The 21,385-nt window shown below is 75.8% G+C and carries 20 protein-coding genes; 15 read left to right on the top strand and 5 right to left on the bottom strand.

The annotated features are described in order from the left end of the window. Nucleotides 1–35: 35 nt before the first annotated feature. On the top strand, nucleotides 36–512 hold the full coding sequence (locus ACYVQV_RS05720) for a regulatory protein RecX (protein ID WP_461022301.1): 477 nt from the start codon (nucleotides 36–38) through the stop codon (nucleotides 510–512). Between the two features lie 3 nt (nucleotides 513–515). Here ACYVQV_RS05720 and ACYVQV_RS05725 read toward each other — a convergent pair whose 3' ends face one another. The 4 genes from ACYVQV_RS05725 to ACYVQV_RS05740 form a co-directional block, all read right to left on the bottom strand. Next, nucleotides 516–1,403 carry an amino acid ABC transporter permease gene (locus tag ACYVQV_RS05725; protein WP_461022302.1) on the bottom strand — a complete coding sequence of 296 codons (888 nt, stop codon included), beginning with the start codon at nucleotides 1,401–1,403 and terminating at the stop codon, nucleotides 516–518. Further along, nucleotides 1,400–2,050 (bottom strand): amino acid ABC transporter permease, encoded by a 651-nt coding sequence (locus ACYVQV_RS05730; RefSeq protein ID WP_461022303.1) that lies wholly within the window; start codon nucleotides 2,048–2,050, stop codon nucleotides 1,400–1,402. The genes ACYVQV_RS05725 and ACYVQV_RS05730 overlap by 4 nt, the downstream gene beginning before the upstream one ends. Nucleotides 2,051–2,128: 78 nt before the next feature. Next, nucleotides 2,129–3,019, bottom strand: a complete 891-nt coding sequence (locus tag ACYVQV_RS05735; RefSeq protein WP_461022304.1) for a glutamate ABC transporter substrate-binding protein — start codon at nucleotides 3,017–3,019, stop codon at nucleotides 2,129–2,131. A gap of 58 nt (nucleotides 3,020–3,077) precedes the next feature. After that, nucleotides 3,078–3,875 carry an amino acid ABC transporter ATP-binding protein gene (locus ACYVQV_RS05740; protein ID WP_461022305.1) on the bottom strand — a complete coding sequence of 266 codons (798 nt, stop codon included), beginning with the start codon at nucleotides 3,873–3,875 and terminating at the stop codon, nucleotides 3,078–3,080. 103 nt (nucleotides 3,876–3,978) lie between these two features. On the opposite strand from ACYVQV_RS05740, the gene miaB reads away from it, so the two are divergent. From miaB to ACYVQV_RS05785, 9 genes are all read left to right on the top strand, one after another. Next, on the top strand, nucleotides 3,979–5,448 hold the full coding sequence (miaB, locus tag ACYVQV_RS05745; protein ID WP_461022306.1) for a tRNA (N6-isopentenyl adenosine(37)-C2)-methylthiotransferase MiaB: 1,470 nt from the start codon (nucleotides 3,979–3,981) through the stop codon (nucleotides 5,446–5,448). Between the two features lie 171 nt (nucleotides 5,449–5,619). Further along, nucleotides 5,620–7,140 carry an alkaline phosphatase PhoX gene (locus ACYVQV_RS05750; protein WP_461022307.1) on the top strand — a complete coding sequence of 507 codons (1,521 nt, stop codon included), beginning with the start codon at nucleotides 5,620–5,622 and terminating at the stop codon, nucleotides 7,138–7,140. Between the two features lie 163 nt (nucleotides 7,141–7,303). After that, nucleotides 7,304–7,570: a hypothetical protein gene (locus ACYVQV_RS05755; RefSeq protein WP_461022308.1), complete on the top strand. Its 267-nt coding sequence runs from the start codon at nucleotides 7,304–7,306 to the stop codon at nucleotides 7,568–7,570. Further along, entirely contained in the window at nucleotides 7,567–10,710 is a 3,144-nt protein-coding gene (locus ACYVQV_RS05760; protein ID WP_461022309.1) for a helix-turn-helix transcriptional regulator, read from the top strand. Before ACYVQV_RS05755 ends, ACYVQV_RS05760 begins: the two co-directional genes overlap by 4 nt. Before the next feature lie 9 nt (nucleotides 10,711–10,719). Then, on the top strand, nucleotides 10,720–11,529 hold the full coding sequence (locus ACYVQV_RS05765; protein ID WP_461022310.1) for a class III extradiol ring-cleavage dioxygenase family protein: 810 nt from the start codon (nucleotides 10,720–10,722) through the stop codon (nucleotides 11,527–11,529). 62 nt (nucleotides 11,530–11,591) lie between these two features. Further along, complete coding sequence (gene miaA / locus ACYVQV_RS05770) at nucleotides 11,592–12,608, top strand: tRNA (adenosine(37)-N6)-dimethylallyltransferase MiaA (protein WP_461022311.1); 1,017 nt, start codon at nucleotides 11,592–11,594, stop codon at nucleotides 12,606–12,608. A gap of 9 nt (nucleotides 12,609–12,617) precedes the next feature. Further along, on the top strand, nucleotides 12,618–13,565 hold the full coding sequence (gene dapF, locus ACYVQV_RS05775; RefSeq protein WP_461022312.1) for a diaminopimelate epimerase: 948 nt from the start codon (nucleotides 12,618–12,620) through the stop codon (nucleotides 13,563–13,565). A gap of 279 nt (nucleotides 13,566–13,844) precedes the next feature. Further along, the gene (locus tag ACYVQV_RS05780; protein WP_461022313.1) at nucleotides 13,845–14,075 is read left to right on the top strand and encodes a hypothetical protein; all 231 of its coding nucleotides are present in this window, start codon (nucleotides 13,845–13,847) and stop codon (nucleotides 14,073–14,075) included. Nucleotides 14,076–14,168: 93 nt separating this feature from the next. Next, the gene (locus ACYVQV_RS05785; RefSeq protein WP_461022314.1) at nucleotides 14,169–14,381 is read left to right on the top strand and encodes a hypothetical protein; all 213 of its coding nucleotides are present in this window, start codon (nucleotides 14,169–14,171) and stop codon (nucleotides 14,379–14,381) included. Nucleotides 14,382–14,425: 44 nt separating this feature from the next. Here the strand turns inward: ACYVQV_RS05785 and ACYVQV_RS05790 are convergent, their stop codons facing one another. Next, a complete protein-coding gene (locus ACYVQV_RS05790; RefSeq protein ID WP_461022315.1) occupies nucleotides 14,426–15,037 on the bottom strand; it encodes a class I SAM-dependent methyltransferase in 612 nt (203 codons plus the stop codon). Between the two features lie 187 nt (nucleotides 15,038–15,224). Here ACYVQV_RS05790 and hflX point away from each other — a divergent pair, with 187 nt between their 5' ends. The 5 genes from hflX to ACYVQV_RS05815 all read left to right on the top strand — a co-directional run bounded on the left by hflX (nucleotide 15,225) and on the right by ACYVQV_RS05815 (nucleotide 21,375). Next, nucleotides 15,225–16,748: a GTPase HflX gene (gene hflX, locus ACYVQV_RS05795; RefSeq protein ID WP_461022316.1), complete on the top strand. Its 1,524-nt coding sequence runs from the start codon at nucleotides 15,225–15,227 to the stop codon at nucleotides 16,746–16,748. Nucleotides 16,749–16,806: 58 nt separating this feature from the next. After that, complete coding sequence (locus ACYVQV_RS05800; protein WP_461022317.1) at nucleotides 16,807–17,505, top strand: hypothetical protein; 699 nt, start codon at nucleotides 16,807–16,809, stop codon at nucleotides 17,503–17,505. Between the two features lie 9 nt (nucleotides 17,506–17,514). Beyond that, the gene (locus ACYVQV_RS05805; RefSeq protein ID WP_461022318.1) at nucleotides 17,515–19,569 is read left to right on the top strand and encodes an ATP-dependent DNA helicase; all 2,055 of its coding nucleotides are present in this window, start codon (nucleotides 17,515–17,517) and stop codon (nucleotides 19,567–19,569) included. Between the two features lie 91 nt (nucleotides 19,570–19,660). Then, on the top strand, nucleotides 19,661–20,554 hold the full coding sequence (locus tag ACYVQV_RS05810; protein WP_461022319.1) for a L,D-transpeptidase family protein: 894 nt from the start codon (nucleotides 19,661–19,663) through the stop codon (nucleotides 20,552–20,554). Continuing rightward, complete coding sequence (locus tag ACYVQV_RS05815) at nucleotides 20,551–21,375, top strand: M15 family metallopeptidase (protein ID WP_461022320.1); 825 nt, start codon at nucleotides 20,551–20,553, stop codon at nucleotides 21,373–21,375. The genes ACYVQV_RS05810 and ACYVQV_RS05815 overlap by 4 nt, the downstream gene beginning before the upstream one ends. Nucleotides 21,376–21,385 lie beyond the last annotated feature (10 nt).

A 21,385-nucleotide genomic window follows, 5' to 3' on the forward strand; every position in this document is an offset into this window, starting at 1 on the left:
ACCGCGCCGCCGACCCGGACGCGGACCCGCACTCGGTGGCGAAGGCGATCGCCCTGCGTCAGCTGACGATGGCCTCGCGCAGCCGGGCGCAGCTGCGCCAGGCGATGGCCCGCAAGCTCGTCCCGGACGACGTGGCCGAACAGGTGCTCGACCGGCTCGAGGAGGTGCGGCTCGTCGACGACGCCGCGTTCGCCGAGGGGTACGTGCGGTACCGGCAGCGTGAACGGGGGCTGGCCCGCCGGGCGCTGGCGTACGAGCTCCGGCAGAAGGGTGTCGACGACGAGACCGCCCGGGCCGCGCTCGACGAGCTCGACCCCGACGACGAGCTGGCCGCCGCACGGGACCTCGTCGCCCGCAGGCTGCGCAGCACCGCACGACTCGACCGCGACGCCCGGATCCGCCGCCTGGCCGGCATGCTCGCCCGCAAGGGGTACCCGGCCGGGGTCGCCATGCAGGTCGTCAGGGACGCCCTGGCCGCGGAGGGCGAGTCAGCCGAGGACGACTGGACCTGACCGTCAGGCGCCGGTGTTCGCCGGCTCCTTCTGCTCTGCCGTGGTGGTCGACCGGCCCTGCCGCTTCTGGATGAAGATCGCCAGTCGCGACAAGGCGATGTTGATGGCGATGTAGATGACGGCGACGACCGTGAACGTCTGGATCGGGTTGTCCAGGTTCTGCTGGATGCGCTCCCCGGCGTTGAGCAACTCCTCGTAGCTACCGACGAACGCGATCAGCGACGTGTCCTTGAGCACGACGACGAGTTGGCTGATGACTGCGGGCAGCATTGTCCGAAACGCCTGAGGGAGCAGCACGATCCGCATCGTCTGCCCGTCGGTGAGCCCTGTCGCGAGCGCAGCTTCGCGCTGACCCTTCGGCAGGGAGAGGACACCGGCGCGAATGATCTCCGCGAGAACCACCATGTTGTAGGCCGTCAGACCGAGGACCAGGCCCCACAGCTGCTGCCCGCCCGGCCACCCGGAGAGGTCGACACCGACGTCGGGAAGCACGCGGACGCCGAAGTAGATGAGGATGACGACTGGTGCCCCACGGAGGATCTCGACGACACCGATCAACGGGATCCGGCCCGCCTTGCCGAGGGACAACCTGCCGACGGCGATGATCGTGCCCAGGCCGAGGGAGAGCACCATCGCGATGGCGGCGGCCTTCAGCGTGTTGAGCAGCCCGTCGCGCAGCACGCCCCACACCAGGGGGAAGAGCTCGTCGTTGGGGTTGATGAGCGGCCCCCATCGCTCCATCGTCAGCTCACCGCCGTCCGCGAGCCGGTCGATGACGACGTAGGCGACACCGGCCAGGACGGCCAGCGCGATGACGGTGCCCACCGCGATACGCCGGCGCGCGCGAGGGCCCGGCTCGTCGTAGAGGACCGAGGTCTGCGGGGCGCTCATCGGGCGATCGCCACCTTCCGCTCGATGACCTGCAACAGCGCTCCGGCAGGCAAGGTGATGAGCAGGTAGCCGATCAACGCACCGGTGATGACCGGGAGCGTCTCGTAACCGCGCGCGCTCGTCAGCGTCTGGACCTGGCTCCAGAGGTCCGAGCCGACGCCGAAGGCCCCCACTACCGCGGAGTTCTTGAACATCGCGATGATGACGCTGCCCAGGGGCGGGACGACCGTTCGCAGCGCCTGCGGCAGCACCACGTGCCGTAGCGACTGCGAGAAGGTCAGTCCGATCGACCGTGCGGCCTCGGCCTGGCCGGGGGCCACGGAGTTGATGCCGGAGCGGATGGCCTCGCACACGAAGGCCGAGGTGTAGAGGATCAGCCCCAACACGCCGAAGTAGTAGTACGAACGGTTGATGCCGATCTCGGGGAGGCCGAAGGCGCAGAAGAACAGCACCACGGTCAGCGGCGTGTTGCGGAAGGTCGTCACCCAGAACGACCCGAAGGCGCGCAGCGGCGGCACCGGTGACACCCGGCAGGCGGCGATGACCGTACCCAGCACCAGAGACCCTGCCAGCGCGCCGAGGATGATCCTCAGGGAGCCCAGGAACCCTGCCCAGTACATGTCGAGGTTGCCGGTGACTGCTTCCACGCGACCCTCCTGAGGTCGGACGGCGCTCGGTCCAGCGCATGGCACGCGTGCGCTGGACCGAGCGGTCTCACGGCTGGATCAGACGCAGGGGTCCGGCTCCGGCAGCTCGGGGGTCTGAGTGCCCTCGATCTGCCCGGCGGTCGACTCCCAGGCCTCCAGGTAGGCGTCCTCGTTGTCCTGGAGCGCCTGGTTGATGAACTCGCAGAACTCGGTGTCGCCCTTCTCGATGCCGATGCCGTACGGCTCCTCGGTGAACTGCTCACCGACGAGCTTGTACGCGCCGTCGGACTCGGCGACGAAGCCCAGCAGGATGACGTTGTCCGTCGTGACGGCGTCGACCTGGCCGTTGCCGAGGGCGTCCTCGCACTGGGAGTACTCCTCGAAGAGCACCAGCTGGTCGGGGCTGGCGAGGTAGGGACGGATCTGCTCGGACGGCGTCGAGCCGGTCACCGAGCAGACCTTGGCGTCCGGGTTCTCGGCCAGCGACTCGGGGCCCGTGATGGTCTCGTTGTCGGCGGCCACCATGATCTGCTGACCGGCCGTGTAGTACGGACCCGCGAAGCTGATCCGCTCCTTGCGCTGGTCGTTGATGGTGTAGGTGGCGACCACCATGTCGACCTCACCGCCCTCGATGACCTCCTCGCGGATGGCCGACGGGGTCTCGACCCACTCGATCGAGTCCTCCTCGATGCCGAGCTCGGCGGCGATGATCTTCGCGACCTCGACGTCGAAGCCCTCGAGCTCGCCCTCGAGGTTCTCCAGGCCGAAGCCGGGCTGGTCGAACTTGGTGCCGATCCGGATCGTCCCGGCCTCGTTGATCTCGGCCATGGTGGTGCCGGCCTCGAAGTCGGTGTCGGCCTCGACCTCGACGTCCGGGCCGGCGCCCTCGTCGCCGTCGCCCCCGCACGCGCTGAGCGTCAGCGCGGCAGCCATCGCGGTGGCGAACACCGCAGTACGTCGGATCCTCATGAACGTCCCCTTCTGTCGGTACCGGGTCTGTGCCGCCGGGCCACTCGAGTGGCCCGGCTCAGTGGGTCAGGATCTTGGACAGGAAGTCCTGGGCGCGGGCGCTCTGCGGGTTGGTGAAGAACTCCTCGGGCGTGTTCTGCTCGACGATCTCCCCGCCGTCCATGAAGACGACGCGGTCGGCGGCGCGGCGCGCGAAGCCCATCTCGTGGGTGACGACGATCATCGTCATCCCCGACTTCGCCAGCGTCGTCATGACGTCGAGGACCTCGTTGATCATCTCGGGGTCCAGGGCGGACGTCGGCTCGTCGAAGAGCATCACCTTCGGGTCCATCGCCAGCGCCCGCGCGATGGCCACGCGCTGCTGCTGGCCGCCCGACAGCTGCGCCGGGTACTTCTCGGCCTGGTTGGCGACCCCGACGCGCTCGAGCAGCTCGCGGCCGCGCTTGTCGGCGTCCGCCTTCTTCTGCTTGCGCACCTTGATCGGCCCGAGCGTCACGTTCTCCAGGACGGTCTTGTGCGCGAACAGGTTGAACGACTGGAACACCATGCCGACGTCCGCGCGGAGCTTCGCGAGCTCCTTGCCCTCCTCGGGCAGCGGCTGCCCGTCCAGGGTGATGGAGCCGGCCTCGAACGTCTCCAGCCGGTTGATCGTCCGGCACAGCGTCGACTTGCCCGAGCCCGACGGTCCGATGACGACGACGACCTCGCCGTGGCCGACCGTCAGGTCGATGTCCTTGAGGACGTGCAGGTCACCGAAGTGCTTGTTGACCTTGTCGAGGACGACGAGCGGTTCGTGCCCACCGCCCTGCTGGGGCGCCGGCTGGCCGGCTGCCTGACCGTCTGCGGACTGCGCCATGCGGGGGAACCTACTGGTCGAGGGCCCCTCGGGCCACGCAACCGGCGGTGCGCGGTGGTGTTGTGACCAGTCCGCAACCTCAGCACGTACCCTGGACGGCGAGATGAGGACCTACGCCGTGCGCACCTTCGGGTGCCAGATGAACGTGCACGACTCCGAGCGGCTCGCGGGCCTGCTCGAGGGCGCCGGGTACGCCCCGCTGGACCCCGCCGCCGACCCGGACGCCGCCGACGTCGTCGTGTTCAACACGTGCGCCGTGCGGGAGAACGCCGACAACAAGCTGTACGGCAACCTCGGTCACCTGGCGCCGGTGAAGGCCAAGCGACCCGGGATGCAGATCGCCGTCGGGGGGTGCCTGGCCCAGAAGGACCGCGACACGATCGTGAAGAAGGCGCCCTGGGTGGACGTCGTCTTCGGCACCCACAACATCGGGTCCCTGCCCGCGCTGCTCGACCGCGCCGAGCACAACCGCGAGGCCCAGGTCGAGATCCTCGAGTCGCTCGAGGTGTTCCCCTCGACCCTTCCCACGAAGCGCGACTCCGCCTACTCGGGCTGGGTGTCCATCAGCGTCGGCTGCAACAACACCTGCACGTTCTGCATCGTGCCGAGCCTGCGCGGCAAGGAGAAGGACCGCCGCCCCGGCGAGGTGCTGGCCGAGGTCCAGGCCCTCGTGGACGACGGCGCCATCGAGGTGACGTTGCTCGGCCAGAACGTCAACACCTACGGCGTCGAGTTCGGCGACCGCGGCGCGTTCGCCAAGCTGCTGCGCGCCTGCGGTGGGATCGACGGCCTGGAGCGGGTCCGCTTCACCAGCCCCCACCCCGCCGCCTTCACCGACGACGTCATCGAGGCGATGGCGCAGACGCCGAACGTCATGCCGCAGCTGCACATGCCGCTGCAGTCCGGGTCCGACCGAGTGCTCAAGGCGATGCGCCGCTCCTACCGCAGCGACCGCTTCCTCGGCATCCTGGACCGCGTCCGCGCCGCCATCCCCGACGCGGCCATCTCGACGGACATCATCGTCGGGTTCCCGCGGGAGACCGAGGAGGACTTCCAGGCCACCCTGGACGTCGTCGCCCGGGCGCGGTTCGCGAACGCCTTCACCTTCCAGTACTCCAAGCGCCCGGGGACGCCGGCCGCCGAGCTGCCCGACCAGCTCCCCAAGGCCGTCGTCCAGGAGCGCTACGAGCGGCTCGTCGCGCTCCAGGACCAGGTCTCCTGGGACGAGAACACGACCCAGGTCGGCCGCACCCTCGAGGTGCTCGTCGCCGAGGGGGAGGGGCGCAAGGACGGCGCCACCGCCCGGCTGTCTGGCCGGGCCCGGGACAACCGGCTCGTGCACTTCACGGTCCCCGACGGCGCCGAGCGTCCCCGCCCGGGCGACGTCGTCACCGTGGCGGCGACCTATGCCGCCCCGCACCACCTGGTCGCCGACGGCCCCGGGTACGCGCTGCGCCGCACCCGCGCCGGCGACGCCTGGGACCGCCGCCAGGCCGACTCCTGCGGTGCGCCCGCGGCCGGTCCCGGCCAGCGGGCGGTCTCGCTCGGCCTGCCGTCGCTGCGCCCCGCCTGAGGACCGCTCCCAGCCGTCCGCCCCAGCCGTCCCCCCAGCCGTCCGCCCGCGTGGTCGGCGCCGGCCACCGCCGGTGAGGGCCGCCGTCCCTCCTGACCGCCCACCTGGCCCCGCACGCAGCGCGGAGGTACCGTCACAGGGTGCGATGACAGCGAGCGGAGGGAGGTCGTCGTGCCCGACGTCGACCGCCGCGCGGTCCTGCGCGCCGGCGTCACCGCCGTCCTCGCCGGGCACCTCACCGGTGCCGGCTGGGTCTCGGCCGACTCGGACCCGCCGACCCCTGGCCGCGGCCGCACCGTGCTGGACCCGGTGCGCGACCTCAGGGACGGCCAGGTGCGCCTCGCCCTGCCCCGCGGGTTCAGGTACCGCAGCTTCGACCCCGCGGGCGCCGACCTGACCGCCGCCGCGGCCGCCGGTGCCGTCGTCCCCGCCGGTCACGGGGCGCTCGGCGCCTTCCGCGCCGCCCGGCGCCCGGGGCTGTTCACCCTCGTGCGCGACCACGACCTGACCGACCCCGCCACGGGGGCCGGGGTGCCGGTGGCGGCCGCCGACGGGGCGGTCCACGACCCCGCCGCACCCGCCGGGACGACCACCGTCGTCGTCGACGGCGTCGGCGAGGTGCGAGAGTCCCGCGTCAGCCTCGCGGGCACGCTGGCGAACAGCGGCGGCGGCGTGATGCCGTGGGGTTCGTGGGTGACCTGCGAGGGCACCGTCGCCGGCCCCGACGTCCAGCCGGCGGTCGAGGCCGACGTCCAGTCCGGTCCGACGCCCACCCAGTCACCCGGGGGCCCCACCGCGCCGGCCCTCACGGACCGGCACGGCTACCTGTTCGAGGTCCCGGCCGACGCCGTGGGCGACGGGCTGCCGGTGCGGGCCGCGGGCCGCTTCGCCCACCGGGGCGTGGCCCTCGCGGAGGGCGAGGGCGCCTACTACCTGACCGAGGACGCGGGGACCGCCCCGAGCGGCTTCTACCGCTACGCCCCGCCGAGCGACCCGGACCGGTCGGGCCGGCTCGAGGACGGCGGCCGGCTCTCCGCGCTCGCCGTGCACGGCCGCGCCCGCCACCACCTCGAGGCGGAGGACCGCGTCGGCGCCACCTTCAACGTCGAGTGGGTCGAGGTCGACGAGCCCGATCCCGCGTTCACGGTGCGCGACGGGCGGCCCGAGGTCGACGCCGCCACCGCGGTGCAGCACGTGGGCGCCCAGTCCCGCGACGGCGGCGCGGCGCTGTTCGCCGGTCTCGGGCAGGTCGTCGTCGTCGACGGCGTCGTGTACTTCGCGGCCCCGCACGGCGGCGGTGGGCGTCAGGACTGGAAGGACGGCGACCCCCCGCTGGCCGACGGGTTCGGCCGGGGGAACGGGCAGGTGTGGGCGTACCACCCGCGTCGTCAGCTGCTCGAGCTCGTCGCGGTGACCCGCCGCGGGGACTCCCTGACCCGGCCGCACGCGCTGGCCGGCGGACCGTCGGGGTCCGTGCTGCTGGCCGGCCCCGGCACCGTGGGGCACCGTCTGCGGCTGCGCCAGCCCGACGGGACCGCGGTGGAGGTCGCCCGCACCAGGGACGCCGCCGCGGACAGCGAGGTCACCGGCGCGGTGCTGTCGCCCGACGGCCGGACCCTGTTCGCCAGCCTGCGCGGTGCCGAGGACGTCTCCGTCGCCGTCTGGGGCCCGTGGGAGCGCCTGCTGCGCTGACCCGCCCGGTGGTCGTCTGAGGTACCTCAGGTCGTCGTCTGAGGTGCCGCGTGGCTTCGCCCTCACGCGTGCTGCGTGAGCTCCCGATCCGTGGCCGCCGCCCTCAGGCCCAGGCTGGTGGTCACGCCGGGGCACCGGGCCCAGGCGGGACGGAGGGTCAGCCATGTTCACCACGTTCGGACCGGTCCTCGACGCCGAGATCGCCTACCGGCAGCAGGCCGCGCGGGTGAGCCGCCGGCCGCTGAGGTCGCACCTCCCGCGCCACCGCCGCCCTGTCCTCTCCGTGCGCGGCCAGGCGCCGGGTGGGCGCACGGCGTCCGCCGGGGCCGGTGCCGCTGCCACCCCGAGGCCGGTGGTCCGCACCGCAGGCGCCGCCCCCGCGGGCCGCGCGGTCGGCTGCGGTGCCGCGGGCGCCGGTCGCGCCGCGTGAGCGACGCGCTCGCGGTCGCCGCCGTCGCCGCGCCGGGTGCCAGGATGGGTGACGTGCCCCGCGCCACCTCCACCTCGCGGCTCGTCGGCCGACGCGAGCAGCTCGAGACGCTGCGTGTGGCGCTGGGCGAGGCCGCCTCCCGCCGGCCGGCGACGGTCCTCGTCGGCGGCGACGCCGGTGCCGGCAAGACCCGCCTCGTCGAGGAGCTGGTGCGCGAGGCCGCCTCCGACGGCGCGCTCGTGCTGGTCGGGCACTGCCTCGACCTCGGCGACGTCGGCCTGCCCTACCTGCCCTTCTCCGAGGCGCTCTCGCACGCGCGCCGCACCGGGACGGCCGACCTCGACGCGGTGACCGGCCGGCACCCGGCCCTCGCCGGCCTCGTCGGCGGCGGTCCCGTCGCCTCCGACGACGAGGTCGGGCGGCTGCAGCTGTTCGAGGCGGTCGCGGCGGCGCTCCGCGAGCTGGGCGAGCAGGCGCCCGGCCCGGTGCTCCTGGTCCTGGAGGACGTGCACTGGGCCGACCCGTCGACGCGTGACCTCCTGCGCTTCCTGGTGGCCCGCGCCCGCGACCAGCGCCTGCTCGTGCTGGCCACGTACCGCTCGGACGACCTGCACCGCAGGCACCCGCTGCGCCCGCTGCTCGCCGAGCTGGTGCGCCACCCCGCCGTCGAGCGGGTTGAGGTACCGCCGTTCACCCCCGAGGAGCTGCGCGAGTTCGCCGACGTCGTGACCGGCGGCACCGCGAGCGACGCGGTCGTCCGCGGCGTCGTCGAGCGCTCCGAGGGCAACGCCTACTTCGCGCAGGAGCTGCTGGAGGCGGGTGAGGACGGCTGGTGCGGACCCCGGGCCGCGCTGCCCGAGACGCTCAGCGACGTGCTGCTGGCGCGGGTGGACCGCCTCGACGCCGCGGTCGTCGAGCTGGTGCGCGTAGCCAGCGTCGCCGGACGCCGGGTGGCCGAGCCGCTGCTCGCCGCCGCCCTGGGGCGCGGGGCCGCCGAGCTCGAGCCGTCGCTGCGGGCAGCGGTCGCCCACCAGGTCCTCGTCGCCGTCGACGGCGGCTACGCGTTCCGGCACGCCCTGCTGGGCGAGGCCGTCTACGCGGACCTGCTCCCCGGCGAGCGGGTGCGCGTGCACGCCGCGTACGGGGCCGCCCTGGCCGACCCGACGCTCGGGTCGGCCGCCGAGCTGGCGCACCACTGCCGCGCCGCCCAGGACCTCCCGGGCGCCCTGTCCGCGTCCCTGGCCGCCGCACAGGAGGCCACGCGGCGGTTCGCCCCGGCGGAGACGCTGCGGCACCTCGAGACGGCGCTGTCGCTGTGGGACGCCGTCCCCGACGCCCCGCAGCGTGCCGGTGGTGGTCAGGACGACCTGCTGCTGCGGGCCGCCGCGGCGGCGCACCGGGCCGGTGAGCTCGACCGCAGCGCCGCCCTGAGCCGGCAGGCGGTGCACGTGGCCGCCGACCGCGGCGACGCCGCGACCGAGGCGGTCGCCCGCCTCCACCTCGCGCAGGACCTGCTGGCGCTCGAGCAGCCGGGCGCGCTCGACCAGACGACGCGGGCCCTGGCGCGCCTCACCGGCCCCGGGACGGCCCTGGCCTCACCCCGCCCACCGACCGGCACCGGGCCGGACGGAGGGCCGGACGGAGGGCCGGAGTGGGCCGCGGACGACCGGACGACGCGCCTGCTCAAGGCCGCGTCCGTGCACGCCAGGGTCAGCCTCAGCGCGGACCGTGACGACGACGCCCGGGCCTGGGCGACGTGGGCGCTGGAGGGCACCCGCACCCTGGGGCTGACGTCGGTGGAGGCCGACCTGCTGACCACCCTGGCCGTCCTCGCCGAGCCGGAGACCGCCACCGACCTGCTGCGCCGTGCCCTGGAGGTCGCCCGGCGCGGCGGGGTCGTCGGGGTGGAGCTGCGGGCGTCCTACAACCTGGCCGCCAACCTCTACTACGGGGGCGCCGTCCCCCAGGCCCTGGCGACTCTCGGCGAGGCCAGGGAGAGGGCCGAGCGCGCCGGTGCGCGCTGGAGCTCGTGGGGCCTGGAGCTGCGGGTCCTGGAGGTCATCGCCCGGTACCTGCACGGTGACTGGGAGGGCAGCGCCTCCGTCGCCTCGCTGGTCGGGACCAGCGCACCGCCGGACCTCGTCGCGGCGCGGCTGTCCGCCGCGGGCCTGTACGTGCGCGTCGGTCGCGGCGACCCCGACGCCGTCCGGGACGCCGAGGGCCTGCGCCCCGCGTGGGGCCGCGACGGGCAGATCGCCCTGGTGGGCGGTGGGGTGCTGGTCGACGCGCTGACGTGGCAGGGCCGCTACGCCGACGCCGTGACCGTCGCCCGCGAGGTCGTCGACCACCTCACCCGCACCTGGAACGACTACTTCCTCGGTGGGATCTGGCTGTCCGCCCTGGCGGTGGCCGCGCTCGCCGACCAGGCGGCCGCCGCCCGCGGCCGGGGCGCACCGGACGACGTGACGCGCGAGGCGGACGACCTGCTGCAGCTGGCGCAGACCACCGCCGAGCGCGGCAGGCCCCGCCTCGGGCGCCTCGGCCCCGAGGGGCGGGCGTGGGTGGCACGGGTCCGTGCGGAGCACGCCCGCGCCCACGGCCGCGCCGAGCCGGCGCTGTGGCAGGAGGCGGTGGACGCGTTCGGCGACGGCTACCCCTACGAGCAGGCGCGCAGCCGGTACCGGCTCGCGGAGTCGCTGCTCGAGACGGGACGCCGGGACGAGGCCGTCGAGGAGCTCGCCGCCGCCCGGCGCGCCGCCCGCGACCTGGGTGCCGAGCCGCTCGCCGCTGCGGTCGTCACCCTGGCCCGGCGGGCCCGCGTCCCGCTGCCGCCGACCGCTCCACGCGACGAGCCGCCGGCCCCGCTACCAGCGCGCGGGCCGAGTCCGCCCGGTCCGCCCGGTCCGCCCAGTCCGCTCACCCCCCGCGAGGCGGCGGTCCTGGCGCTCGTCGCCGAGGGCCTGACGAACCGCCAGGCGGGGGAGCGGCTCTTCATCAGCGAGAAGACCGTCAGCGTGCACCTGAGCAACCTGATGACCAAGCTCGGCGCGACCGGGCGCACCGAGGCGGTGTCGATCGCGCACCGGCGGGGCCTCCTGGCGGGTGCGGGCCACGACGCCGCCGGGTCGCCGCTCGGCTAGCGTCGGGACGTGCCCGTCGCCGTCGCCTGCCCCGGCCCGCCGCTGCTCGTGCCCGGGGTCGCGGGGACCACGGCGCCCGAGGTCGACGAGCTGCGGGCGGCCTGCCAGGCCGCGGTCCGCGCGGTCGTCCACGACGCCCGGCGGTCCCCTGTGCCGCCCGCTGCACGTGCGGGCGACGCGAACGGTCACCTCGACGAGCCCCCTGCGGGCGTGACGCTCGTCGCCGTCGTGCCCGGGCCGCCGGGCACGCCGGTCGACGGCCGGCCGTGGCGCCTCGACGCCGCGGGACCGGGCACGCTGTCCGGGATCGGCGTCGACGTCCCGGCCGCCGACCGGCCCGACCCGGACGGGGCCGACCGGCCGCCGCTGCCGACGTCCGCCACCGTCGGCCGGTGGCTGCTCCGGGACGCCGGGTGGACCGGCCGTGTCGACCTGCTCGTCCTGCCGGCGACCGCGACACCGGGCACGTGCCTGCGGCTCGGCGCCGAGCTCGCCGGCCGGCCGCTGCTCGTCGTCGCCGACGGGTCGAACCGGCGGGGCCCCAAACCACCTGGGGGGCCCCACCCCGACGCGGACGCCGTGGACCGGGACGTCGCGCGGGCGCTCGCCGCGGGCGACGCCGGCGCGCTGGAGCGGCTCGACGCCACCCGGTACGCCGCCGCCGGCTGCGAGGGCCGCGCCGGCTGGCAGGTCCTGGCCGGGTGGGCACGAACCCGCTCGCCCGCCGTCCGAGCGGCCCCCGGCGGGGTGCGGGCCGAGGTGCTGCACGACGCGGCGCCCTTCGGCGTGGGGTACCTCGTGGCCTCGTGGACGGTGTGAGCCCCCCTCGGGCTCCGAGCGCCGGTACCGGCGCGCGCCGCGACGGGTGCCACACTCGTGGCGTGACGTCGGACCGGCCCGGTGAGCGGGGAACCCCCCTGGTCGTCGTGGTCGGCCCCACCGCCTCCGGCAAGTCGGACCTCGGCGTCGCCCTCGCCCTGGCCCTGGGCGGTGAGGTGGTCAACGCGGACGCCTCGCAGCTGTACCGGGGGATGGACGTGGGCACCGCCAAGATCCCGCCGCAGGAGCGGCGCGGGGTCCCGCACCACCTCCTCGACGTCCTGGACGTCACGCAGGAGGCCAGCGTGGCCGCCTACCAGCGACAGGCCCGCGCCTGCGTGCAGGACGTCCGGTCCCGCGGCCGAGTGCCCGTGCTGGTGGGCGGCTCCGGCCTCTACGTGCGGGCCGTGGTCGACCCGCTGGAGTTCCCCGGCACCGACCCGGACGTCCGCGCGCGGCTGCAGGCGGACGCCGACCGCGACGGTGCCGCGGCGACGCACGAGCGCCTGCGCGCGGTCGACCCCGTGGCGGCCGCCGCGATCCTGCCCGGCAACGTCCGGCGCGTGGTCCGGGCGCTGGAGGTCGTCGAGCTCACCGGCCGTCCGTTCAGCGCGACGATGCCCCGGTACGAGTACGTCGCCCCGACCGTCCAGGTCGGCCTCGACGTCCCCCGCGACGTCCTGGACGACCGGATCGCCCGTCGCGTCGACCGGATGCTCACCGAGGGGCTCGTCGAGGAGGTGCGCCGGCTCGAGCAGGAGGGTCTGCGCCGGGGCCGGACGGCGTCGCGCGCCCTCGGGTACGCCCAGGTCCTCGAGCACCTCGACGGGACCTGCACCCTGACCGACGCGCGGGACCGGACCGTGCAGGCGACCCGCCGTTTCGGCCGCCGGCAGCGGTCCTGGTTCCGCCGCGACCCGCGGGTGCACTGGGTCGACGCCGGCCCCGCCGCCTCCCGGCACCCCGTGGACGCGGCGCTGCACCTCGTCCGCCGCGCGCGCGCCGACGGCGCCGCCGCCGATGGCGTGACCGACGGGGTGGCCGACGAGAGGTCCGGCGCCGCGGCCCCCCGCCCGTAGGCTGGCGGCATGGCGTCCACCACCGTCGACTTCGTCAAGGGCCACGGCACCGAGAACGACTTCGTGCTCGTCGTCGACCCCGACGGGGTCCTCGACCTGGGTCCCGACGCGGTGGCCGCCCTGTGCGACCGGCGCGCCGGGGTCGGCGCGGACGGTCTGATCCGGGTCGTGCGCTCCGCCGCGCTCGACGCCGGCTCGGCGGCCCTCGCGGAGGACCCGGACGCCGAGTGGTTCATGGACTACCGCAACGCCGACGGGTCCGTCGCCGAGATGTGCGGCAACGGCGTGCGCGTGTTCACCGCCCTGCTGGAGGCCGACGGCCTGGTCGACCGGGAGGTGCTCGACGCCCCGGAAGGGCTGGCGGTCGGCACCCGGGGTGGCGTCAAGCGGGTCAGGCACGCCGTCGGACCCGGGGGCCGCACCGACTGGCTCGCCGTGGACATGGGCGGGTGGCGGTTCAGCGGCGGCGAGCAGGCGGTGCGCGAGGGCCACGACAGCCTCGTGCAGGTCGACGGCCTGGACGGCGTGGCGCGGCCGGCGCTGTCCGTGGACCTCGGCAACCCGCACACGGTGGTCGCGCTGACCGGTGACGACGAGCTGGCCGCCGCCGACCTGACCCGGGCTCCCGTCGTCCGGCCCGTCCCGGACCACGGCACGAACGTCGAGCTCGTGGTCATCGAGGCGGCGGCGGACGCCGAGGGCGCCGGCCGGCTGCGGATGCGCGTGCACGAGCGGGGCGTGGGGGAGACCCGCTCCTGCGGGACGGGTGCATGCGCCGCCGCCCTGGCGGCCTCGGCGTGGGCCGGCGACGAGGCGCCGCGGGCCTGGTGGGTCGAGGTGCCGGGCGGCACGGTGCGGGTGAGCCTGCTGGACGACGGCGACGTCGAGCTCGCCGGCCCGGCCGCGCTCGTCGCCCGCGGGACGGCGACCGTCGCCCGCTCCCGCTCGCGGCACTGACCGGGCACCGGCGGGACGTCCTCGCGACGACGTCGCCGACCGGTCCGGGCGGCCGTCCGCACCCGTCCGGGCTCCTTCCGGAAGTTACTCGGACGCCGGTGCAACCTCCCGGGCGTCTCGTGCGTCCAGAGGGGGAGGGCCGCCCCCGGCCGGACCGCCGTGCGGGGTGACCGTCCGGGGCGGGCCCTCACCAGGACGACGCGGGCACCGACGAAGGTCGGGGGTCGGCGAGACGAGCGGCCGACGCGTGCGGCGGTCGCTGCGCGGTGGACTGGTCCCGTGAGCCGACGGGGCGGCCGAGGGAGGGAGCAGCAGATGCACGAGGTGGTGGCGACGACGGCCGTCAGCACGCTGGCCCGGGCCACGGTGACGGAGCTGGCCCACGAGGAGACGGCGCGCGACCTCGCGGACGCCGAGCGCAGGCGCCGCCGCGAGGCGCTGCTGCACCACCTGGAGCTGGCCCGCGAGCGCCGGCGCCGCCGTCCCGGCGGGGTCCTGCGAGCGGTCTGACCTCGTCGTCGGCCGCGTGTACCACCCGGCGTGTACCACCCGGCGTGCACCACCCGGCGTGTATCACCCGGAGCCCCGACGGCACCTGGGGGCATGCGCACCGACACCGCCGTGAGCCTGCCCGGCCCGACCAGCACGAGGACCGGCACGAGGACCGGCACGAGGACCGGCACCGTGCACCTGCCCGTCCCGCGCCTGTCGGACGCGGTGGACGCCGACCGCCGGGCGCGCCGAGAGCTGGTGATCCAGGCGCTCGAGGCGGCCCGGGCCTCCCGCCGTAGGCGGCCGATCAGCCGGTTCGTCTGACGGCCTGACCAGCGCCGCCCCAGCCGTCCGGTCAGGCGGTCCGGTCAGGCGGTCCGGCGCACCCGCAGGACGCGGAACCCCTTGGCGCTGGCCTCCTTCGCCGTCACCAGCTGCGGTCCGAGCGCGCCGTTCAGCCAGGTGGCCAGCGAGTCCGAGCCGAGGTTGCGCTGCACCACGAGGAAGGCGCTCGCCCCGTCGTCCAGCCGTGGCAGCCAGCGGCACAGCAGCTCGTGCAGGGCCGCCTTGCCGACCCGGATCGGCGGGTTGGACCAGATCGCGGCGAACCGGACGTCGTCGGGCACGTCGTCCGGGTGCACCGCCCGCACCCCGCCCAGACCGAGCGCCTCGGCGTTGCGGCGGGTCAGGTCCAGCGCCCGGTCGTTGACGTCGACCGCCCACACCCTGGCCTCCGGGGCGAGCATCGCCATGGTCAGCGCCACCGGTCCCCAGCCGCAGCCGAGGTCGAGCAGGTCCCCGTGCTCGGGCGGGTCCGGCACCTCTCGCAGCAGCACGCGGGTGCCGAGGTCCAGCCGGTGGCCGCTGAACACCCCCGAGGAGGTGACGACGTCCACGTCGCGGCCCGCCAGCGGCACGGTCAGGGTCCGCCGCTCGTCCGCCGCCGCGGGCCGGGAGCTGAAGTAGTGGTCGCCGTCCATCGCGGGCGAACGGTACGCCACCGGGGCCCGCCGCGGCAGACCTTCACGAGGTCCGGCGCCGCGCACCGGGCCCGCACGAGGAATCCGGTGGAGCGGCCGGGCGTTGACCTGTCAGGCTGACTCGTGACCGCTCCGGCGCACCGGGCGGGAGCGGCCCACCCAGCCACGGACCAGACCCGGGAGACCGATGACCGCCCAGCACCACGACCGCCCCACCGACGCCGACACCGACGACCAGCTCGTCCCGGCCGGCCCCGTGGACGCGGTCAACCGGATCCTGTCCCGCCACGGGACGGCGGTCGCGGAGGGCGGGACGAGCCACCACGAGCGCGACGGCGACCAGCTCGACCTCGAGGAGCGGCAGGCGCTGCGGCGGGTGGCGGGCCTGTCCACCGAGCTCGAGGACGTCTCCGAGGTCGAGTACCGCCGGCTGCGGCTGGAGAACGTCGTCCTGGCCGGCCTGTGGACGTTCGGCACCGCCGAGGACGCCGAGAACTCCCTGCGCGAGCTGGCGGCCCTCGCCGAGACGGCCGGGTCCGTCGTCCTGGACGGCGTCCTGCAGCGGCGCAGCGCCCCCGACCCGGGGACGTTCCTCGGCTCCGGCAAGGCCGCCGAGCTGCGGTCCGTCGTGGAGGCCACCGGCGCCGACACCGTCATCTGCGACGGCGACCTGTCGCCGTCCCAGCGCCGCGGCCTCGAGGACATCGTCAAGGTCAAGGTGATCGACCGGACGGCGCTGATCCTCGACATCTTCGCCCAGCACGCCAAGTCCAAGGAGGGCAAGGCGCAAGTCGAGCTCGCCCAGCTCGAGTACCTGCTGCCGCGCCTGCGCGGCTGGGGCGAGTCGATGTCCCGCCAGGCCGGTGGCCGTGTCGCCGCGGGTGCGGGGATCGGCTCGCGCGGCCCCGGCGAGACGAAGATCGAGCTCGACCGGCGGCGGATCCGCACCCGGATGGCGAAGCTGCGCCGCGAGATCAGGGCGATGAAGCCCGCGCGGGAGACCAAGCGCGCGGACCGCCGGCGCAACGCCGTCCCCAGCGTCGCGATCGCGGGCTACACCAACGCCGGCAAGTCCAGCCTGCTCAACCGGCTCACCGGCGCCGGGGTGCTGGTCGAGAACGCGCTGTTCGCGACGCTGGACCCCACGGTCCGCCGGGCGCAGACCCCCGACGGCCGCCTCTACACGCTGGCGGACACCGTCGGCTTCGTCCGCCACCTGCCCACCCAGCTCGTCGAGGCGTTCCGGTCGACGCTGGAGGAGGTCGCCGAGGCCGACCTCGTCCTGCACGTCGTCGACGCCTCGCACCCGGACCCCGAGGGCCAGATCGTCGCGGTCCGCGACGTGCTCGTGGAGGTCGGGGCGGACGGCGTCCCGGAGCTCGTCGTGCTCAACAAGGCGGACGCCGCGGACCCGGAGACGGTGGCCCGGCTGCGCCGGCGGGAGCCGCACAGCGTGCTGGTCTCGGCGCGCACCGGCGCGGGCATCGAGGCGCTGCGCGAGGCGGTGGCCGCCGAGCTGCCGCGGCCCGACGTCGAGGTGGACGTCGTCGTCCCCTACGACCGCGGGGACCTCGTGCACCGGGTGCACGCCACCGGGGAGGTGCTGGAGGAGGAGCACACCGGCGACGGCACGCGGCTGCGGGCCCGGGTGGGCAGCGAGCTCGGGGCCGACCTCGAGCCGTTCTCGGTCGCCTCCACCGGTGGCCATTGAGGGGACCCTCACCCGCCTGACCCACGGGCCGGCGTCCGGGGGCAGTAGCGTCGGTCGCGTGCGGGTGCGCGGACGAGCAGCGGGGGTGGTCACGGCGGTCGCCGTCGCGTCCCTGCTCGCCGGCTGCGCGGCGGCGTCCGACGACGAGCCGGAGCCCGTGGCGGGCGTCACCCTGCAGCACGTCATGGCCGAGGAGCCCCCCAGCTGGCAGACGGGCCTGCTCGAGGCCGGCGCGCGGCTGCAGTACGTCGACGGCGCCTACCGGATGACCGCCACGGGGTGGCCGCTGGTCTCCCCGAACCAGGACCGGCGGGCCGTCGACCTCGACCCCGTCGTCGTCGACGCGGGGCTGCGGCTGGTGTCCGGCACCGGCCTGTACGGCGTGGCGTGCGGCGTCACCGAGGACAGCGCCTACGTGTTCGTGGTGGGCAGCCAACCCGGCGGGACGCCCTACTACGGCGTGGCGACGCTGCGCGACGGCGTGGCACGCGTCCTGCAGGACTCCTCGACCAGCCCCACGGCGCCGCCCGGCCCGCAGGCCGGTCCGGGCACGGTGACCCGGGTCGGGGGCCGCTGCTCCGCCGGGGACGAGCCGGGCACCGCCGTCCTGCAGATGGCGGTCGACGGCCGGGAGGTGCTGACCGTCGAGGCCGACGAGGGCGAGCCCCGGGGGCAGGTCGGGCTGGTGGCGCTGAGCCGCTCGGAGCAGCCCCTCGTGGTGGACGTGCTCGACGTCGGGATCGCCGGCCCCGGCTAGGCTCTCGCGGTGCCTGCCGCCGACACCGCCGACACCCCGCCCCGCACCCGCCGGGACCGGGACGTGCCCGCGGTCGCGGACCTGCTCGCCACCGCGGTGGACGCGCTCGGCGGCGCCCACCGGCCCGGTCAGCAGGCGATGGCCGAGGCCGTCGAGACCGCGGTCGCCACGGGTGAGCACCTGCTCGTGCAGGCCGGCACCGGGACGGGCAAGTCGCTGGGGTACCTGGTGCCGCTGGTGCGCCAGGCGGTCGTCTCCGGGCGCACCACGGTGGTCTCCACCGCGACCCTCGCCCTGCAGAACCAGGTGGTCGAGCGCGACCTGCCCCGGCTCGCCGACGCGCTGGAACCCGTCCTCGGCCGCCGTCCCACCTGCCAGATCGTCAAGGGCCGGGCCAACTACGTGTGCCTGCACAAGCTCGAGGGCGGCTTCCCGGAGGACGACACCCTGTTCGGCGCCGAGTCCCTGCCCGACCTGCCGGGGACGGTGGTCGCCACGGACGCCGGCGCCAGCCGCCTCGGCCGCGAGGTGGTGCGGTTGCGCGAGTGGGCGGAGCGGACCACCAGCGGTGACCGCGACGAGCTGGTCCCCGGTGTCTCCGAGCGGGCGTGGCGTCAGGTCAGCGTGGGGCCGCGGGAGTGCCTCGGCGCGCAGAAGTGCCCGCAGGCCGCCGCGTGCTTCGTCGAGACCGCGAGGTCGCGGGCGCACGACGTCGACGTCGTGGTCACCAACCACGCCCTGCTCGCCATCGACGCGTTCGAGGGGCGGCAGATCCTGCCCGAGCACGACGTCCTCGTCGTGGACGAGGCCCACGAGCTGGCGGACCGGGTGACCTCGGTGGTCTCCGCGGAGCTGAGCGCGGGCATGGTCGCGGCGGCGGCGAGCCGCGCCCGCAGCAGCGCCGGGACCGACTCCAGCGACCTGCAGGTCGCGGCCGACGAGCTGGCCTCGGCGCTGGACCCGCTGCCCGAGGGCCGGCTCGCGCACGGCCTGCCGGACGGCGTGCGGCCCGTCGTCGAGGGGGTCCGGGACGCCGCCCGGCAGCTGCTCACCGCGCTGAAGCCGGCGCCGGGGGAGCGGGGCGACGACGTCGCCGGTGCGGGCCGTCAGCTCGCCCGGGCCGCGGTGACCGAGGTCTTCGACGTGGCCGAGCGGATGGCGGCCGACCTCGCCGGGGACGTGCTGTGGCTCTCGGTCAGCCGGTTCGGTGCCGGTGAGCCGCGCCGGGCGCTGCACGTCGCGCCGCTGTCGGTGGCGCGGATGCTGCGCGAGCGCCTCTTCGCCGAGCGCACCGTGGTCCTGACCTCGGCGACCCTGACGCTCGGCGGGACCTTCGACGCGGCGGCCGGCTCGGTCGGCCTGCTCGACAGCCAGGGCCCGCCCGACGAGACGGTCCGCTGGCGCGGCCTGGACGTCGGCAGCCCGTTCGACTACCCGCGGCAGGGGATCCTGTACGTCGCCCGCCACCTGCCGCCGCCCGGCCGCGACGGCGTGCCCGACCGGTTGCTCGACGAGCTGGCCGCGCTGGTCGAGGCCGCCGGCGGCCGCACCCTCGGGCTGTTCTCCTCCCGGCGCGGTGCGGAGACCGCAGCCGCCGCGATGCGCGAGCGGCTCGACGTCGAGGTGCTGTGCCAGGGCGACGACACCACCCCGACCCTGGTGCGCCGGTTCGCGGCGGAGCCGTCCACCTGCCTGTTCGGCACCCTGTCGCTGTGGCAGGGCGTCGACGTCCCCGGCCCGGCGTGCCGGCTCGTGGTGATCGACCGCCTGCCCTTCCCCCGCCCGGACGACCCGCTGGCCAGCGCCCGCCAGCAGGCGGTCAGCGCCGCCGGTGGCAACGGGTTCATGGCCGTCGCCGCCCAGCACGCCGCCCTGCGGATGGCCCAGGGGGCGGGGCGGCTGATCCGCTCCACCGAGGACCGCGGGGTCGTCGCCGTGCTCGACCCGCGGCTGGCCACCGCCCGGTACGCCGGGTTCCTGCGCTCGTCGCTACCGCCGCTGTGGCCGACCACGGACCGGGACGTCGCGCTCGGAGCCCTGCGCCGGTTGCACGCCGCGGGCTGACGAGCGGGTAGCGTGACCGTCCGTTGTGTCCGGTCGGTCGCTCGGGGTGAGGAGACGACCGGCGGGAGTGGACGGGACCCCCGGAGGCGAGATGGGCACGGGACGGGCGCGCCGCGCCGCCGTGGTGGTGACGGCCGTGGTCGTGACCCTCGGCGTCGTCCTCGGCACGGCGTACGGCGCGGGCCTGCTCGACCGGTCGGGTGCCCCGGGCGCCGGCCGCCCGGCCGCGTCGGCCGACGGCGACCCTGACCGCCCTGGGGCCGCCGGCGCGGTCGAGGTCAGCGTGCCGTCCGCGACCGGGCGGCCGCCCGAGCCGACGTCCGGGTTCGTGCCCGTGCCGCCTCCGCAGGCCACGCTCGTGGTGACCCCGGACGCGGGTGGCACGGGTGCCCCGGACGCGGGGCGGAGCGAGTCGGGGACGGGCGAGGCGTGCGACGTCGGACGGGCCGCCGGTGCGGACCAGGTCGTCGTCGTCCGCTCCTCGGGGACGCGCGCCACCGTCCGGGCCTGCGCCCGCGGCGACGACGGGTCGTACGTCACCGAGCTCGGCCCCTACCGCGGCTACGTCGGGTACTCCGGCGTCACCGGCAGCAAGCGCGAGGGGGACGGCGCCACCCCCGCCGGCGTCCACCCGCTGCGCGGCGGCTTCGGCACGCGCCCCGACCCGGGCCTGGCCCAGGGCTGGTTCGTCACCGGCGCCGCGGACGTCTGGGTCGACGACCCCGACTCACCGCACTACAACACCCACCAGCGCAAGCCCGCCGACGGCCGCTGGGCCAGCGCCGAGGACCTCGTCAACCCGCCCGCCTACGACTACGCGCAGGTGATCGGCTGGAACGAGTCGGCGACCCCGGGTCGCGGCAGCGCGATCTTCCTGCACGTGTCGACCGGCAACCCGACCGCGGGCTGCGTCAGCCTCCCGCGGTCCGACCTGCTCGAGGTGATGCGGTGGCAGCGCAGCGGCGCGGTCATCGCCATCTCGTGAGCGGTCGCCAGCAGGCCGCCCGGGCGGCCCTCGCCGGCGCCGCGGTGCTCGCCCTGCTCGCCGGGTGCGGTTCGCCGGACGCCGTCCCCGACGCCGCCGACCAGACCGCGGCCGTCGACGCGCCGGACGACGACGGCGCGCTGGTCAGCGTCCCGCCGGCGCCCGAGCCGACCGGACCGCCCACCGCGGTCCTGCGCGCCGAGCCGCCCCCCTCGCCGACCGTCCTCCCCGGCGTCGCGCAGGGCACCGCCCCGAGCGGCGCGCCCGATGGTTTCGTCTGGTCCGTCGCACAGGTCGGGCCGGCCGACCTGCCGCACTCCTGGCGCGAGGGGTGCCCCGTCCCGCCGTCGGACCTGCGGGCCGTCACCCTGTCGCACCGCACGATGGACGGCGGCGTGCGCACCGGCGTGCTCGTCGTCCACGCCGACCTGGTCGAGCGCACCCGCCGCGCGTTCGCCCGGCTCTTCGAGATCGGGTTCCCGATCACCAGCATCCGCCCGGTCGACGAGTTCGGTGGGGACGACGACGCGTCGATGGCCGCGGACAACACCTCGGGGTTCAACTGCCGCGCCGCGGTCAGCGACGGGCCGACGTCCTGGTCGAAGCACGCCTACGGGCGGGCGATCGACGTCAACCCCGTGATCAACCCGTACGTCCTCGGTGGCAGGGTGCTGCCCCCCAAGGGCGCCCGGTACACCGACCGCGACCCGGTGCCCGGCATGTTCACCCCCGGCAGCGAGGCGCTGGCGGCGTTCACCGACAACGGGTTCACGTGGGGCGGCACCTGGCGCAACCCGGACTACCAGCACCTGCAGCGCTGACGGCCGCTGA

It is taken from the genome of Thalassiella azotivora, assembly GCF_054781695.1.